Below are 15,227 nucleotides of genomic sequence, written 5' to 3' on the forward strand. Positions count from 1 at the left end.
CGAGGACGTGATGCGTCGACGCGCCAGCTTTCTGCAGCGCATCCACATCGACGGCCCCTTGCTGGTCATCCTGCTGGCCCTCGCCGCCGGCAGCCTGTTCGTGCTGTATTCGGCCAGCGGCAAGAACTGGGACTTGCTGCTCAAGCAGGCCACCTCGTTCGGCATCGGCCTGGTGTCGATGTTCGTCATCGCCCAGCTCGAACCGCGCTTCATGGCCCGCTGGGTGCCGTTGGCGTACCTGGCCGGGGTGTTCCTGCTGATCGTGGTGGACGTCATGGGCCACAACGCCATGGGTGCCACGCGCTGGATCAACATCCCCGGGGTGATCCGTTTCCAGCCCTCGGAATTCATGAAGATCATCATGCCGGCGACGATTGCCTGGTACCTGTCCAAGCGTACCTTGCCGCCGCACCTCAAGCATGTGGCCATCAGCCTGGTGCTGATCGGCGTACCGTTCATCCTGATCGTCCGCCAGCCCGACCTGGGCACCGCGCTGCTGATCCTCGCTTCCGGTGCCTTCGTGCTGTTCATGGGCGGTCTGCGCTGGCGCTGGATCCTCAGCGTGCTGGCTGCTGCGGTGCCGGTGGCCGTGGCCATGTGGTTCTTCGTCATGCACGACTACCAGAAGCAGCGCGTGCTGACCTTCCTCGACCCGGAAAGCGATCCGCTGGGCACCGGCTGGAACATCATCCAGTCCAAGGCCGCGATCGGCTCGGGCGGGGTGTTTGGCAAGGGCTGGCTGCTGGGCACCCAGTCGCACCTGGACTTCCTGCCCGAAAGCCACACCGACTTCATCATCGCGGTGCTGGGCGAGGAGTTCGGCCTGGTGGGCATCTGCCTGCTGCTGATCGTCTACCTGCTGCTGATCGGCCGCGGGCTGATGATCACCGCGCAAGCGCAGACCCTGTTCGGCAAGCTGCTGGCGGGCAGCTTGACCATGACCTTCTTTGTATACGTGTTCGTCAATATCGGTATGGTCAGCGGCCTTCTGCCCGTGGTGGGCGTGCCGCTGCCCTTCATCAGCTATGGCGGAACTTCGTTGGTGACGCTGCTGTCAGCGTTTGGCGTTCTGATGTCGATCCATACGCACCGCAAATGGATTGCACAGGTTTGAATAAGGTGAAGAATTACATGCAAGCAGTGCGTAACTGGGCTGCCCGTTGTGCGCCGTGGATCGGTGCGGTGGGCCTGTTCAGCGCTGTCCAGCTCGCTCATGCCGGCGACTACGACGATTCGCCCCAGGTGGCCGAGTTCGTCAGCGAGATGACTCGCGACTACGGCTTTGCCGGCGAACAATTGATGGGTGTGTTCCGCGAGGTGCAACGCAAGCAGTCGATCCTCGACGCCATTTCGCGTCCGGCCGAACGGGTCAAGCCGTGGAAGGACTACCGGCCGATGTTCATCACCGATGCGCGCATTGCCCGTGGTGTGGACTTCTGGCGTCAGCACGAGGCCGTGCTTGCCCGAGCCGAGCAGGAATACGGCGTGCCGGCGCAGTACATCGTGTCGATCATCGGCGTTGAGACCTTCTTCGGTCGCAACACCGGCAACTATCGCGTCATCGATGCCCTGTCGACCCTGGGCTTCGACTACCCCCCACGTGCCGAATTCTTCCGCAAGGAGCTGCGCGAATACCTGCTGCTGGCGCGCGACGAGCAACTCGACCCGCTCACCCTCAAGGGTTCCTACGCTGGCGCCATGGGTCTGCCGCAGTTCATGCCGAGCAGCTTTCGCAACTACGCCGTGGATTTCGACGGCGACGGCCACATCAATATCTGGAACAACCCCGACGATGCCATCGGCAGCGTGGCCAGCTACTTCAAGCGCCATGGCTGGGTAGCGGGCGAGGCGGTGGTCAGCCGCGCCCAGGTCAGCGGCGCGCGGGTCGACGAGGGCCTCACCACCGGTATCGAGCCGGCGAAAACGTTCGGGGAGTTGCGGGCACTGGGCTGGTCGAGCCATGATGCGCTGCGCGATGATCTACCGGTTACCGCCTTCCGCCTGGAGGGCGAAAACGGCCCCGAGTACTGGATGGGCCTGAAGAACTTCTATGCGATCACTCGCTACAACCGCAGCGTGATGTATGCCATGGCGGTGCATCAGCTGGCGCAGGAGCTGGTCCAAGCACGGGGTGCCAAGTAATGCGCGCAATCTTCTCTGCCAACACCCTCAAGCTGCTGAGCTGCATGGCCGTCGGTGTGCTGCTGGTCAGCTGCTCCTCCAGCCGCACGACCTCCAAGCCAAGCGGCAACACGGTGAAATCGCAACCCGGCCTGGACATCAACCGGGCACACAAGGACGGCGCGCCCTGGTGGGACGTGGACGTGAACAAGATTCCCGACGCCACCCCGACCGTGCACACCGGCAACTACAAGGCCAACCCGTACACCGTGCTGGGCAAGACCTACTACCCGATGCAGGACTCGCGCAACTATCGCGCCGAGGGCACCGCATCCTGGTACGGCACCAAGTTCCACGGTCAGAACACCGCCAATGGCGAGCTCTACGACCTCTACGGCATGAGTGCGGCGCACAAGACCCTGCCGCTGCCGGCCTACGTGCGGGTGACGAACCTGGCCAACGGCCGCAGCGTCATCCTGCGGGTCAACGATCGCGGCCCGTTCTATTCGGACCGCATCATCGACCTGTCCTACGCCGCCGCCAAGAAACTGGGTTATGCGGAGATCGGTACCGCGCACGTGCGCGTCGAAGGCATCGACCCGCAACAGTGGTGGGCGCAGAAGGGCCAGCAACCGCCGTTGATGCTCAAGGAGCCTCAGTCCACTCAGACCCAGGCGATTGCGGCCAATACCGGGCGCGTCGAGCAATGGACACCGCCGCCGCAGCAACATGCAGCGCCGGTGGTGCCGGTGCAGGTGGGCGGCAACAACGTGCCGGCCGGTGCCGGTGGCAATATCCTGCAGGTCGGTGCCTTCGCCAACCCGGATGCCGCCGAGCTGCTGCGCTCCAAGCTGAGCACCATGGTCAGCGCACCCGTGTTCATCAGCTCCATCGTGCGCAACCAGCAGACCCTGCACCGTGTGCGCCTGGGGCCGTTCAGCAGCCAGGGCGAGATCCAGCAGGCGCAGGACAGCATCCGCCTGGCGAACCTTGGGCAGGCCAAGCTGGTCACAGCTGACTGACTGTACTGGCTCCATCGCCGGCAAGTCGGCTCCCACATCGAGCTCGAAATCAGTGGAGTCTCTGTGGGAGCCGGCTTGCCGGCGATGAGGCCGGTAAAGGCACCGCCAAACTGTCGGTTTTGTCATGAATTGCCGGGCGCGGCCATGTACAATGCCAGCTTTTGCGCGTTGCGCCGGGCTGCAGTGCAGCCACCAAAACTAGACTGACTGGCGCTGGGCACACGATGTGGCCCAGGGAACATCTCAGACCATTAGCGATTTTCGAGAGACGGATGAACATCACCAACCTTGCCAAACGACTTTGCCTGCCTGTACTGCTGATGATCACGCCTGCTGCCTTCGCAGCTGAGCAGATGATGCCGGCACCACCACAACTGGCAGCCAAGTCCTATGTACTCATGGACGCGTCCAGCGGCAACGTGCTGGTCGAGAACAACGGTGACGAGCGCCTGCCGCCGGCCAGCCTGACCAAGCTGATGACCGCCTACATCGCCACCCTGGACATCCGTCGTGGCCAGATCGGCGAGAACGACCCGGTCACCGTCAGCGAAAACGCCTGGCGTACCGGCGGTTCGCGCATGTTCATCAAGGTCGGCAGCCAGGTCACTGTCAGCGACCTGCTGCACGGCATCATCATCCAGTCGGGCAACGACGCCTCGGTTGCCCTGTCCGAGCACATCGCCGGCAGCGAAGATGCCTTCGCCGACATGATGAACAAGACTGCCGCCGATCTGGGCATGTCCAACAGCCACTTCATGAACCCGACCGGCCTGCCGAACCCGGAGCACTACTCCTCGGCCCACGACATGGCGCTGCTGGCCCGTGCCATCATCGACGTGGACCCGGCGCACTATGCGATCTACTCGCAGAAAGAGTTCTTCTGGAACAACATCAAGCAGCCCAACCGCAACCTGCTGCTGTGGCGCGACAAGACCGTCGACGGCCTGAAGACCGGCCACACCGACGAAGCCGGCTACTGCATGGTGGCTTCGGCAGTACGCGACGGCCAGCGCCTGATCGCCGTGGTGTTCGGCACCAACAGCGAGCAGTCCCGTGCTGCCGAGACCCAGAAGCTGCTGACTTACGGTTTCCGTTTCTTCGAAACCCAGACCTTCTACCAGAAGGGCACCGAGCTGACCCAGGCACCGGTCTGGAAGGGCGCCACCAGCATCGTCAAGGCGGGCCTGGCCAACGACCTGACCATGACTATGCCTAAAGGCCAATTGAAGCGCCTGCAGGCTTCGATGACCATGAACCCGCAGCTCACCGCACCGATCGCCAAAGGTGACGTGATCGGCAAAGTGGAAGTCAAACTGGACGAGAACGTGGTTCACAGCGCCGACCTGATCGCCCTCGACGGCGTCGAGGAAGGTGGTTTCATCCGTCGTATGTGGGATAGCATCCGTCTATTCTTCTACGGGTTGTTCAACTGATACGTGACCTGCCACGCCCCCGCTGATCTTGCGGGGGCGTTGTTGTTGCCACGGCTTACGAGGCCGTTTCCGCCATGAGCGAACCTGACGTCAAGTCGCACAAAATCGAATTTCCTTGCGCTGATTACCCGATCAAGGTCATCGGCGATACTGTGGTCAATTTCAAGGACACGGTCGTCGAGATCCTGAAGAAATACGCTGAGGTCGACATGAAGACCTTAGCTGAGCGTCAGAGCAAGGAAGGCAAGTACACCACTGTGCAGCTACACATCGTTGCCACCAGCGAAGACCAGCTGCACGATATCAACAGCGCCCTGCGCGCGACCGGCATCGTGAAAATGGTGCTCTGATGTCCTTGTTCCTCGGTTTCCGCGAGCTTGGCCTGCAGCCCTATGAACCGGTGCTGGAAGCCATGCGTCGCTTCACCGAGCAGCGCAGCCCGGACAGCCAGGACGAAATCTGGCTGGTCGAGCACCCCGCGGTCTTCACCCAGGGCCAGGCCGGCAAGGCCGAGCACCTGCTGGTGCCGGGCGATATCCCGGTGGTGCAGACCGACCGCGGCGGCCAGGTGACCTACCATGGCCCCGGGCAGCTGGTGGCCTACCTGCTGCTGGATGTGCGCCGCCTGGGCTTTGGCGTACGCGAACTGGTCAACCGCATCGAGCAGACCCTGATCGACCTGCTGGCCAGCTATGGCGTCGATGCAGCGGCCAAACCCGATGCGCCGGGTGTCTACGTCGATGGAGCGAAGATCGCCTCCCTCGGCCTGCGAATCCGCAACGGCCGTTCTTTCCACGGCCTTGCTCTGAACGTGGACATGGACCTTGCGCCATTCCGCCGAATCAACCCCTGTGGGTATGCGGGGCTGGCCATGACCCAGCTGCGCGACCTGGCAGGCCCGATCGAACTCGACGAGGTCAGGACAAGGCTGCGCGGACAGCTGGTCAAGCACCTCGACTATGCTGAGCAGACGACCCTCACGGGCGGAATCGACTGAATATGACAACTGTGCAAGAAGCCGTGCCGAACCTGATACCTACCCAGGATGCCACCTCGCGCCCCGCGCCGAAGAAGGTGGAAGCCGGGGTCAAGCTGCGTGGCGCCGACAAGGTCGCGCGCATCCCGGTGAAGATCATCCCTACCGACGAGCTGCCGAAGAAGCCCGACTGGATCCGCGTGCGCATTCCGGTGTCCCCGGAGGTCGACCGCATCAAGCAGCTGCTGCGCAAGCACAAGCTGCACAGCGTGTGCGAAGAAGCCTCCTGCCCGAACCTGGGCGAGTGCTTCTCCGGTGGCACCGCGACCTTCATGATCATGGGCGACATCTGCACCCGTCGCTGCCCGTTCTGCGACGTCGGCCATGGCCGGCCGAAGCCGTTGGACCTGGACGAACCGAAGAACCTGGCCGTCGCCATCGCCGACCTGCGCCTGAAGTACGTGGTGATCACCTCGGTGGACCGCGACGACCTGCGTGACGGTGGCGCCCAGCATTTTGCCGACTGCATCCGCGAGATCCGCGCGCTGTCGCCGGGCGTTCAGCTGGAGACCCTGGTGCCGGACTACCGCGGCCGTATGGACGTGGCGCTGGAAATCACCGCGCAAGAGCCGCCGGATGTGTTCAACCACAACCTGGAAACCGTACCGCGCCTGTACAAGGCTGCCCGTCCGGGTTCCGACTACGACTGGTCGCTGGACCTGCTGCAGAAGTTCAAGCAGTTGGTGCCGCATGTACCGACCAAGTCAGGCTTGATGCTCGGCCTGGGCGAGACCGACGAGGAAGTGATCGAAGTGATGCACCGCATGCGCGAGCATGACATCGACATGCTGACCCTCGGCCAGTACCTGCAGCCGTCGCGCAGCCACTTGCCGGTGCAGCGTTTCGTCCACCCGGACACCTTCGCCTGGTTCGCCGAGGAAGGTTACAAGATGGGCTTCAAGAACGTCGCATCCGGCCCGCTGGTGCGTTCGTCCTACCACGCCGATCAGCAGGCCCACGAAGCCAAGATCAAGCTCTGATCCTGGTTTGGGCTGCATATGCCGATGCGCGCCGAAAGGCGGCATCGGCATTTTTGTTTTTGTGCCGCGCTGCAAGGAGTTGCGATGAACTGTGCTGAAACCTCTATGTCCCGCCTGCCCAAAACCTTGCCGCGTGACGCCTGCTTCGCCATTGTCGCCCCGGCGGGGCCGGCTCGGCTGGATGCGCAGAAGGCTGGCCAATGGTTCGCAGAGCGGGGCTACCGCTGCCGTATCTATCCGGGGGTCGAGCAGGCTCAGGGCTACCTGGCGGGCGCCGATCAACAACGGTTGGAGGACCTGCATGCGGCCTTTGCGGACCCGGCTGTGGACGCGATCCTGTGCATGCGGGGTGGCTACGGCAGCATGAGGCTGCTCGACAAGCTCGACTTCGAGCTGATCCGTCGCCACCCCAAGCCACTGATCGGCTACAGCGATATCACCGCGTTGCACACGGCAATCCACCGACATACCGGTTTGCTGACCTTCCATGGCGCCATGCTCAATGCCGACCTGTTGGGTGCCAAGCTGCAGCCGACCGAGTCATCGCTGCTGGCGCAATTGGCTGGGCTGGTGGGGGAGGGCGACGAAATTGTCCATCCTTCCGAGTTTGCCTTGAGCTGCGTGGTCCCGGGGGTTGCCAGCGGGCGATTGCTGGGCGGCAACCTGTCGATGCTGGGCGCGACCCTGGGCACAGTGGCCGAGATCGAGACGCAGGGCAGCATTCTGTTCATCGAGGATGTGAACGAGCCGCTGTATCGGGTGGATCGTTTGCTGACCCAGCTACGCCTGGCGGGCAAGCTGGAGGGTGTGAAAGGTGTGCTGGTGGGGGATTTTGCCGGGATCACGGTGGCGGCGATGGCGCCCCTTCTGGGGGAAATCTTCGGGCCGTTGGGCGTGCCGGTGCTCGCCGGATGGCGCAGTGGGCATTGTGATCCGAATGTGTGTTTGCCGTTGGGGGCCGAGGTGAGGCTGGATAGCGAGAGGCAGCGCCTGGTGTTGGCTCAGGATCTGTTCAAGGATTGAGATTGACGGGGGCCGCTTTGCGGCCCATCGCCGGCAAGCCAGCTCCTACAGGTACAGCGCCGACAATCAGGCTTGCGCTGTACCTGTAGGAGCTGGCTTGCTGGCGATGGAGTGCGAAGCACTCCCTGTGTTCAACGCTGACGCAGGCTATCGAGCAACTGGTGCGTCGGATACCCATCCGCCGGCCAACCCAGCCCCTGCTGGGCATTACGAATCGCCTTGCGGGTATTGGCACCAATGATGCCATCCGCGTTGCCTGCATCATGCCCGCTGGCATTGAGCAGATTCTGCAGCTCGACGCGTTCGCTGCGGCTCAACGGCAGATCTTCCTTCGGCCAATTGCCGGCAATGAAGCCCCACCCCGAGAAACGATCACCCAGCAGACTCACCGCCAGCGCATAGGACGACGAGTTGTTGTACTTGAGGATCGCACGGAAGTTGTCCAGCACCAGGAACGCCGGGCCTCGAGCCCCAGCCGGCAGCAGCAGGGCAGCGGACAGTTCGTTGCTGCCCGCGGGCAGTTGCGTGCCAGCCGGCAGCTTCACGCCCAGTTGCAGCCACTCGCTGACCGGTTTGCGCAGCGCACCATCGGCCAGCCAGTAGTCGAAGCCCGCCGGCACCTGCACCTCGAAGCCCCAGGGCTGGCCACGTTTCCAGCCCGAGCTCTGCAGGTAGTGGGCGGTCGAGGCCAGGGCATCCGGCGTGCTGTTCCAGATATCCCGGCGGCCATCACCGTCGAAATCCACCGCGTGGGTGTTGTAGGTAGTGGGGATGAACTGGGTCTGCCCCATGGCACCGGCCCAGGAGCCGCGCATGGCTTCTGGCTGGATGTCACCGTGCTGGATGATCTGCAAGGCGGCAATCAGCTGGTCCTGGGCGAATTGTGGGCGGCGCCCTTCATAGGCGAGCGTGGCGAGCGAGCGAATCACCGATTTGCTGCCCTGGAACTGGCCGAAGTTGCTTTCCATGCCCCACACCGACACCAGCACCTGGCGGTCCACGCCATAGCGTTGTTCGATGCGCGACAGCAGCTCGGCATTCTGCTCCAGCAGGCGCTTGCCGTTGCGCACACGCAGCGGCGACAGGGCGCCATCGAGGTACTCCCATACCGGACGGGTGAACTCGGGTTGGCTGCGGTCGGCCTTGATCACGTCCATGTCCGGCGTTACGCCAAGGAACGCGCGGTCGAAGGTGCTGGCCGAGATGCCGGCCTGCAGGGCTTGCTGGCGGAAACCGGCCTGCCATTGGGCAAAGGTCTGCAATGGCTGGATTTCAGTGCTGACGTCGGGCGTGGTGGTGGGCAGGGTCACTACCGGCGCGGGCTGGGCGGGTGCCAGCGGCAGGGCGTCGGCGGCGGTAGGCTTTTCCGCGCAGGCGACGAGCAGGATGAAGCTGGAGGCCGCGATGAGCTGGCGGGATTTCCAACGGGGAAGGAGGCTGAAGGGCATGCACAGATCCAGAATTTCAGGTCAGGTACCGACCATACCATGCCTGCGCTTTCGATGCTTTCATGCGGCCAAAAAGTAAGAAGCCTCCCAATCTCTCGATTGGAAGGCTTCGCGGCGGTAGCTGCCTTTGCCCTTGCCTGGTCGTTCCTGGCGGCAGCGGAACAGCGGTTGGGCGACGATGCACTTGGCCTTGTTGGGGCCGTGCTTTTGCGGCTTTTTGCTCATGGCGGGGTTCCTGCTTGTGGAGGGATTGCGGGGCGGACTTTAGGCGTCTGAAAGGGAGGCTGCCAATTGATTGTGTTTATGGCTGATGGCCCTATCGCCGGCAAGCCGGCGATAGGGCCCTTGAATCTTACTCGGGTGGCAAGACCAGCCGCTGCCCGGCCATCAGCAACGACAGCCGCGACAACCCGGTCCACGGCGACCCTTCGGCCTGCCCCTTGATCTGCGCATCGATGCGCTGTGCATCCTGCAGCAGTTGCGCCCACCGCTGCGCCGACAGGCGTTGCAGGGCCTTGCTGACCAAGGGTCGGCGCTTGTCCCACACCGGTGGTCGCGCTTGGCTGAAGGCCTTGTCCAGCGGCACGCCCTGGCTGAACTGCTGGGCCAGACCGGCCAGCAATCGCAGTTCCCGGGCAAGCGCCCAGAGGATCACCGGAGGCTCGACCCCTTCGCCTCGCAGGCCCTCCAGCATGCGCAGGGCATGGGCGGCCTCGCCATTGAGAATGGCATCGACCAGGCCAAAGACATCGAAGCGCGCGCTGTCGGCCACCGCGGCCTGGACCGTTTCCACGGTGATCTGGTTGCCTTCGGCAAGCAGCTTGAGCTTCTCGATCTCCTGGGCAGCCGCCAGCAGGTTGCCTTCGACCCGTGCAGCGATCAGGTCGACCGCATCGCGTTGGGCAGAAAGGCCGGCCTGGACCAGGCGCTGGTTGATCCACTGTGGCAACTGCTGGGCATCCACCGGCCAGATCTGGATGAACTGGCAGTGGGCACCTTCGATCAGCGCCTTGCCCCACTTGGTCTTCTGCGCGCTGCCATCGAGCTTGGGCAGGCTGACCAGCAGCAGGGTGTCTTCAGCGGGCCTGGCGCAGTACTCCATCAGTGCCGCGGCGCCCTTGTCGCCCGGTTTTCCGGACGGCAAGCGCAGTTCCAGCAGGCGGCGCTGGGCGAACAGCGACAAGCTGGCAGCGGCCTGGAGCAGGGTGCCCCAGTCGAAGTTGGCGTCGGCGCTGAACACCTGGCGTTCGTCGAAGCCTTGCTGGCGTGCAGCATTGCGAATGGCGTCGGCAGCTTCCTGGCACAGCAGCGGGTCGTCACCGCTGACCACGTAGACCGGGGCCAGGGCGCCTTGCAGGTGCTTGTTGAGTTGGGCGGGAGCGAGTTTCATGGGAAACGGGCGGGGCACCGAAGTGCCCCGCGCGGGCTTAACGGCCCGGGACTTCCAGTGGCGACTGTCGTGGCGTCTCCGCCTGCTGGCGACGCGCGGCTTCCAGCGCCTGGGCCTCGGCCTTGGCACGTTCGTCGGCCTTGAGCTGCAGCTCGTCAAGCTGTGTCGGCGTCAGGTTCTGCAGGCGTGAAACCATCGACTGCACCAGGTCGCGACGCATTTCCTCGCGAGCCTGGGTGGCTTCCTGGTCGGAACCGGTGATGTTGGAGCTGTCACGCAGGTAGGTCTTGCGCACTTCGACCTTGTCGCTGAGCAGCTCGAGCTTGTTCAGGCCCAGGATGCTGTAGCTGAGCGTGGTGGTGATCTCGTACTCGGCGGTACGGTTGCCACCGCCGTAGCTCGCGGCACGCTGGGTTTCTTGCTCGTTGGTCAGCACCAGGTGGTAAGGTGCGCCGGCGTTGAGGCTCACGCCGCTGCGCTCCAGGACCTGACGCAGTTGAACCACGGTCTGACCGTAGGCGTCACGCGCACTGACGTCCAGTTCTTTCAGGCTCAGTTCATTGGTGCCGGTGCCACGCAGCTGGAAACCGCAGGCGCTGAGCATGATGGCCAGGCCCATTACCAGCAGATTGCGTTTGATCATGTTGTTGCTCCCTTGTGGGCCGATACCGCCCACCCGCACTGGCTGCGGGTGGGCGTTGCCATCAGTTGGCGACGATGTTGACCAGTTTGCCCGGAACCACGATGACCTTGCGGATGGTCAGGCCATCGATGAAGCGCAGGACGTTCTCGTTGCTGCGGGCGGCGGCTTCGATGTCTTCGCGGCTGGCGGCGGCAGGCATTTCCACCTGGCCACGCAATTTGCCGTTGACCTGTACCACCAGGGTGACGGTGTCCTGTACCAGGGCGCCTTCGTCGACAGCCGGCCAGCCGGCGTCGATCACGGCCTGATCGTGACCCAGCGCCTTCCACAGTTCGTGGGAGATGTGCGGGGTGATCGGGGCCAGCAGCAGGGTGACGGCTTCCAGGCCTTCCTGCAGCAGCGCGCGGTCCTGTTCGGTGGCCTGCGGGGCTTTCTCCAGCACGTTCATCACGGTCATCACCTGGGCGATGGCGGTGTTGAACTTGTGGAACTGACCGACATCGGTGCTGGCCTGCTTGATCGCGGCATGGATCGACCGGCGGATGACCTTCTGCTCGTCGCTCAGGGCGGCGATGTCCAGTTTCCCTGGCAAGCCCTGGCTGACATGGGCCTGGCCCAGGCGCCAGACACGGCGCAGGAAGCGGCTGGCACCTTCGACGCCAGAATCGGACCACTCCAGGCTCATGTCGGGCGGCGAGGCGAACATCATGAACAGGCGGCAGGTGTCGGCGCCGTAGGCTTCGATCATCGACTGCGGGTCGACGCCGTTGTTCTTCGACTTCGACATCTTCTCGGTGCCGCCGATTTCCACCGGCAGGCCGTCGGTCTTCAGGCGCGCGCCGATGATCTTGGCCTTGGCATCACGCTCGATCTCGACATCGGCCGGGTTGAACCAGTCCTTGCCGCCGTTGCTGGCCACGCGGTAGTAGGTCTCGGCGACCACCATGCCCTGGGTCAGCAGGTTCTTGAACGGCTCGTTGGAGGTGACCAGGCCTTCGTCGCGCATCAGCTTGTGGAAGAAGCGCGCATACAGCAGGTGCAGGATGGCGTGCTCGATACCGCCGATGTACTGATCGACCGGCAGCCAGTGGTTGGCGGCTTTCGGATCGACCAGACCCTTGTCGTAGTTCGGCGAGGCGTAGCGGGCGAAGTACCAGGACGACTCGACGAAGGTGTCCATGGTGTCGGTTTCGCGCTTGGCTGCAGTGCCGCATTTCGGGCACGTGCACTCATAGAACTCGGGCATGCGCGCCAGCGGCGAACCGGCACCGTCCGGTACCACGTTCTCCGGCAGGGTGACCGGCAGCTGGTCTTCCGGCACCGGCACATCGCCACAGGACGGGCAGTGGATGATCGGGATCGGGCAGCCCCAGTAGCGCTGGCGGCTGATGCCCCAGTCGCGCAGGCGGAACTGGGTGCGCGACTTGCCCAGTTCCTTGCGGATCAGGGCAGCTTCAATGGCGTCGAACGCACCGACGAAGTCCAGGCCGTCGAACTCGCCGGAGTTGATCAGCTGGCCGTGCTCGCCATAGGCAGCCAGCCACTCGTTGCCGACTTCGTCGCCAGCACTGGTGCGCACCACGGCCTTGACCGGCAGGCTGTACTTGTGGGCGAACTCGAAGTCGCGCTCGTCGTGGGCCGGTACGGCCATGACCGCGCCGTCGCCGTAGTGCATCAGCACGTAGTTGGCGATCCACACTGGCAGCTTCTCGCCGGTCAGCGGGTGCTCGACCAGCAGGGAAGTGGCCATGCCCTTCTTCTCCTGGGTGGCCATGTCGGCTTCGGCGACGCTGCCGCTCTTGCACTCGTCGATGAATGCCTGCAGCGCCGGGTTGCCCTGGGCGGCCTGGGTGGCCAGCGGGTGTTCGGCGGCCACGGCGACGTAGGTCGCCCCCATCAGGGTGTCCGGGCGGGTGGTGAAGACTTTCAGGGTGCCTTCGTGACCGATGCTCGCCTGATCGTAAGGGAACTGCACTTCCATGCCGCGCGACTTGCCGATCCAGTTGCGCTGCATGGTCTTGACCTGCTCAGGCCAGCCCGGCAGCTCGTCGAGGCTTTCCAGCAGCTCGTCGGCGTAGTCGGTGATGCGGAAGTAGTACATCGGGATCTCGCGCTTCTCGATCAGCGCGCCCGAACGCCAGCCGCGGCCGTCGATGACCTGCTCGTTGGCCAGTACGGTCTGGTCGGCCGGGTCCCAGTTCACGGTCCCGTTCTTGCGGTAGATGATGCCTTTCTCGAACAGGCGGGTGAACAGCCACTGTTCCCAGCGGTAGTAGTCCGGCTTGCAGGTGGTGACTTCACGTGCCCAATCGATGGCCAGGCCCAGGCTCTTGAGCTGGGACTTCATGTAGTCGATGTTTTCGTACGTCCACTTGGCCGGGGCGACGTTGTTCTTCATCGCCGCGTTTTCCGCCGGCATGCCGAAGGCGTCCCAGCCCATCGGTTGCAGGACGTTCTTGCCGAGCATGCGCTGGTAGCGGGCAATCACGTCGCCGATGGTGTAGTTGCGCACGTGGCCCATGTGTAGCTTGCCGCTCGGGTACGGGAACATCGACAGGCAGTAGTAGGTGTCCTTGCCTGGCTGTTCGGTAACAGCGAACGATTGTTGCTCGTCCCAGAACTTCTGGGCGGCGGCTTCGATATCACGGGGCGTGTATTGTTCGTGCATGGCTACTTTTTAGCTGAGAGAGAAGAGACCTTGTTCCAGGCAGCGGAACCTCGCTGCGTCCGGCACTCCGGTGTCGTGAGAGTGAACGCCGTAGCATACAGCAGCGCTGCGCATCGTGGGAAACCCTGATTGCGAATGCCCGCTGGTCGCTACGACCGGCTGCTTTTCGCAGCAACGCTAAGCTCAGGTGTGGGGGGAGATATTCTTTATCTTCAATGAGGTGAACGGATGGGAGAGACGCAGCTACCCGCAATCAAACCGGAGCTTTACGAACGCCTGATCGACCGTCTTGGCCTGGCACTGGAAGTCGCCAGAACGTCGGTGCGATTACGCGACGAGATGCCAGCCGAGCTGGAGTTGCGTGGCCTGAGCCATGCAGAGTTCGAAGTGATCAAGGCCTACCTGGATTCCCTCCCGGAACGCCGCAATGCCTGCGTCGGTACATACCCACAAGCGGAACCGCACACGGCAAAGATCATCTGGCTCAAGGACAAGAAACGCCCCGCCAGTACGGCGAGTTCCAGGACGCTGCCACATCGCTAGCCGTTCAGGACGCCAGGCGCAGGCCATCGCGCGCCGGTTCTTCAATACACTTCACACGATCGGCGCCTGCCGCGCACTTGTTGGCTGGCGCCGATCCTCTTAGGCTGCACGCCTTCCATGGAGGTGTAGCCGATGCCGATCCGATACTTCATCAAGCAATGGTTGATGCCGCCAGGCGTCCTGTTCCTGCTTTTGCTGGTCGCCTGGTGGGTGCGCGTCCGGCACCCCCGGCTGGCGGCCTTGTGCTTCGTGCTGGGGCTGGGTGGCTTGTGGCTGATGAGTCTGCCGCTGGTGGTGCAGCAGGGCGCGCGCCTGCTGGAGAGCGAGCCGCCTTTGCAGATCAGCGAGTGGGCACACCTGGCGGGCAGGGCGGACGCGATCGTCGTGCTGGGGGCGGGGCGCGAGCGTGGCGATCCAGCCTGGGGCGGTGCCGACCAGCTCAGCGACAACGGCGAGGAGCGCGTGCGCTTCGCCGCGCGGTTGGCCAGGGCTTCGGGCTTGCCGGTCCTGACCAGTGGCGGGCTGCACTACGGCACACCGCCGAGCGAGGCTCGGCTGATGGCGGATCGGCTGCGTGAGGACTTCGCGGTCGAGGTCAAGTGGCAGGAGGGCGCCAGCCGCACCACGTGGGAAAACGCCCGGTTCAGCGCCCAGGTGCTGCAACCGCTGGGCATTCGCCGAGTGGTCGTGGTGACCCAGGCCTGGCATATGCAGCGCTCGCGCTGGAGCTTCGAGCGGGCGGGTTTCGAGGTGGTGCCGGCGCCAGTGGGGTTCCTGGGACGGGATCATGCGCGGCCGTTCGCTGGGTTGCTGCCGGAAAGCAGGGCGATCTGGCAGAGCGGGCAGTTGCTCAATGAAGCGGTGGGGTTGGTGGGGTATCGGATGTTCTACTGAGCCTTGCAGAGCACGCACTGGCCCAA

The 15,227-nt window shown here is 63.8% G+C and carries 15 protein-coding genes; 10 read left to right on the forward strand and 5 right to left on the reverse strand.

Going from position 1 to position 15,227, the window contains the following annotated elements:
* Nucleotides 1–10: 10 nt before the first annotated feature.
* The 8 genes from rodA to PPL01S_RS13765 all read left to right on the forward strand — a co-directional run bounded on the left by rodA (nucleotide 11) and on the right by PPL01S_RS13765 (nucleotide 7,615).
* Nucleotides 11–1,114, forward strand: a complete 1,104-nt coding sequence (rodA, locus tag PPL01S_RS13730) for a rod shape-determining protein RodA (RefSeq protein WP_042156078.1) — start codon at nucleotides 11–13, stop codon at nucleotides 1,112–1,114.
* A 17-nt stretch (nucleotides 1,115–1,131) separates the two neighbouring features.
* The gene (gene mltB, locus PPL01S_RS13735; protein ID WP_028625833.1) at nucleotides 1,132–2,142 is read left to right on the forward strand and encodes a lytic murein transglycosylase B; all 1,011 of its coding nucleotides are present in this window, start codon (nucleotides 1,132–1,134) and stop codon (nucleotides 2,140–2,142) included.
* Nucleotides 2,142–3,143 (forward strand): septal ring lytic transglycosylase RlpA family protein, encoded by a 1,002-nt coding sequence (locus PPL01S_RS13740; protein ID WP_028625832.1) that lies wholly within the window; start codon nucleotides 2,142–2,144, stop codon nucleotides 3,141–3,143. Before mltB ends, PPL01S_RS13740 begins: the two co-directional genes overlap by 1 nt.
* Before the next feature lie 272 nt (nucleotides 3,144–3,415).
* The gene (locus tag PPL01S_RS13745) at nucleotides 3,416–4,576 is read left to right on the forward strand and encodes a D-alanyl-D-alanine carboxypeptidase family protein (RefSeq protein WP_028625831.1); all 1,161 of its coding nucleotides are present in this window, start codon (nucleotides 3,416–3,418) and stop codon (nucleotides 4,574–4,576) included.
* 74 nt (nucleotides 4,577–4,650) lie between these two features.
* The gene (locus PPL01S_RS13750; RefSeq protein WP_016393473.1) at nucleotides 4,651–4,926 is read left to right on the forward strand and encodes a DUF493 domain-containing protein; all 276 of its coding nucleotides are present in this window, start codon (nucleotides 4,651–4,653) and stop codon (nucleotides 4,924–4,926) included.
* Nucleotides 4,926–5,573 carry a lipoyl(octanoyl) transferase LipB gene (gene lipB / locus PPL01S_RS13755; RefSeq protein ID WP_016393474.1) on the forward strand — a complete coding sequence of 216 codons (648 nt, stop codon included), beginning with the start codon at nucleotides 4,926–4,928 and terminating at the stop codon, nucleotides 5,571–5,573. Before PPL01S_RS13750 ends, lipB begins: the two co-directional genes overlap by 1 nt.
* Before the next feature lie 2 nt (nucleotides 5,574–5,575).
* Entirely contained in the window at nucleotides 5,576–6,592 is a 1,017-nt protein-coding gene (gene lipA, locus PPL01S_RS13760; RefSeq protein WP_016393475.1) for a lipoyl synthase, read from the forward strand.
* Nucleotides 6,593–6,676: 84 nt separating this feature from the next.
* Nucleotides 6,677–7,615, forward strand: coding sequence for a S66 peptidase family protein (locus PPL01S_RS13765; RefSeq protein ID WP_016393476.1), 939 nt, complete (start codon nucleotides 6,677–6,679; stop codon nucleotides 7,613–7,615).
* A 131-nt stretch (nucleotides 7,616–7,746) separates the two neighbouring features.
* Here the strand turns inward: PPL01S_RS13765 and PPL01S_RS13770 are convergent, their stop codons facing one another.
* The 5 genes from PPL01S_RS13770 to leuS all read right to left on the reverse strand — a co-directional run bounded on the left by PPL01S_RS13770 (nucleotide 7,747) and on the right by leuS (nucleotide 13,764).
* Complete coding sequence (locus PPL01S_RS13770) at nucleotides 7,747–9,063, reverse strand: lytic murein transglycosylase (protein WP_016393477.1); 1,317 nt, start codon at nucleotides 9,061–9,063, stop codon at nucleotides 7,747–7,749.
* Nucleotides 9,064–9,123: 60 nt separating this feature from the next.
* Nucleotides 9,124–9,288 carry an alternative ribosome rescue factor ArfA gene (gene arfA, locus PPL01S_RS13775; protein WP_016393478.1) on the reverse strand — a complete coding sequence of 55 codons (165 nt, stop codon included), beginning with the start codon at nucleotides 9,286–9,288 and terminating at the stop codon, nucleotides 9,124–9,126.
* Between the two features lie 127 nt (nucleotides 9,289–9,415).
* Nucleotides 9,416–10,453, reverse strand: coding sequence for a DNA polymerase III subunit delta (gene holA, locus PPL01S_RS13780; protein WP_016393479.1), 1,038 nt, complete (start codon nucleotides 10,451–10,453; stop codon nucleotides 9,416–9,418).
* A gap of 37 nt (nucleotides 10,454–10,490) precedes the next feature.
* Nucleotides 10,491–11,096, reverse strand: coding sequence for an LPS-assembly lipoprotein LptE (locus PPL01S_RS13785; RefSeq protein ID WP_016393480.1), 606 nt, complete (start codon nucleotides 11,094–11,096; stop codon nucleotides 10,491–10,493).
* A gap of 61 nt (nucleotides 11,097–11,157) precedes the next feature.
* A complete protein-coding gene (gene leuS, locus PPL01S_RS13790; protein WP_028625830.1) occupies nucleotides 11,158–13,764 on the reverse strand; it encodes a leucine--tRNA ligase in 2,607 nt (868 codons plus the stop codon).
* Nucleotides 13,765–13,992: 228 nt separating this feature from the next.
* Here leuS and PPL01S_RS13795 point away from each other — a divergent pair, with 228 nt between their 5' ends.
* Together PPL01S_RS13795 and PPL01S_RS13800 are read left to right on the forward strand one after the other, a co-directional pair.
* Complete coding sequence (locus PPL01S_RS13795; RefSeq protein WP_016393482.1) at nucleotides 13,993–14,307, forward strand: hypothetical protein; 315 nt, start codon at nucleotides 13,993–13,995, stop codon at nucleotides 14,305–14,307.
* Nucleotides 14,308–14,439: 132 nt separating this feature from the next.
* The gene (locus PPL01S_RS13800) at nucleotides 14,440–15,201 is read left to right on the forward strand and encodes a YdcF family protein (RefSeq protein ID WP_028625829.1); all 762 of its coding nucleotides are present in this window, start codon (nucleotides 14,440–14,442) and stop codon (nucleotides 15,199–15,201) included.
* Nucleotides 15,202–15,227 lie beyond the last annotated feature (26 nt).

The organism is Pseudomonas plecoglossicida NBRC 103162 = DSM 15088 (assembly GCF_000730665.1).
Taxonomy (GTDB): Bacteria; Pseudomonadota; Gammaproteobacteria; order Pseudomonadales; family Pseudomonadaceae; genus Aquipseudomonas; species Aquipseudomonas plecoglossicida.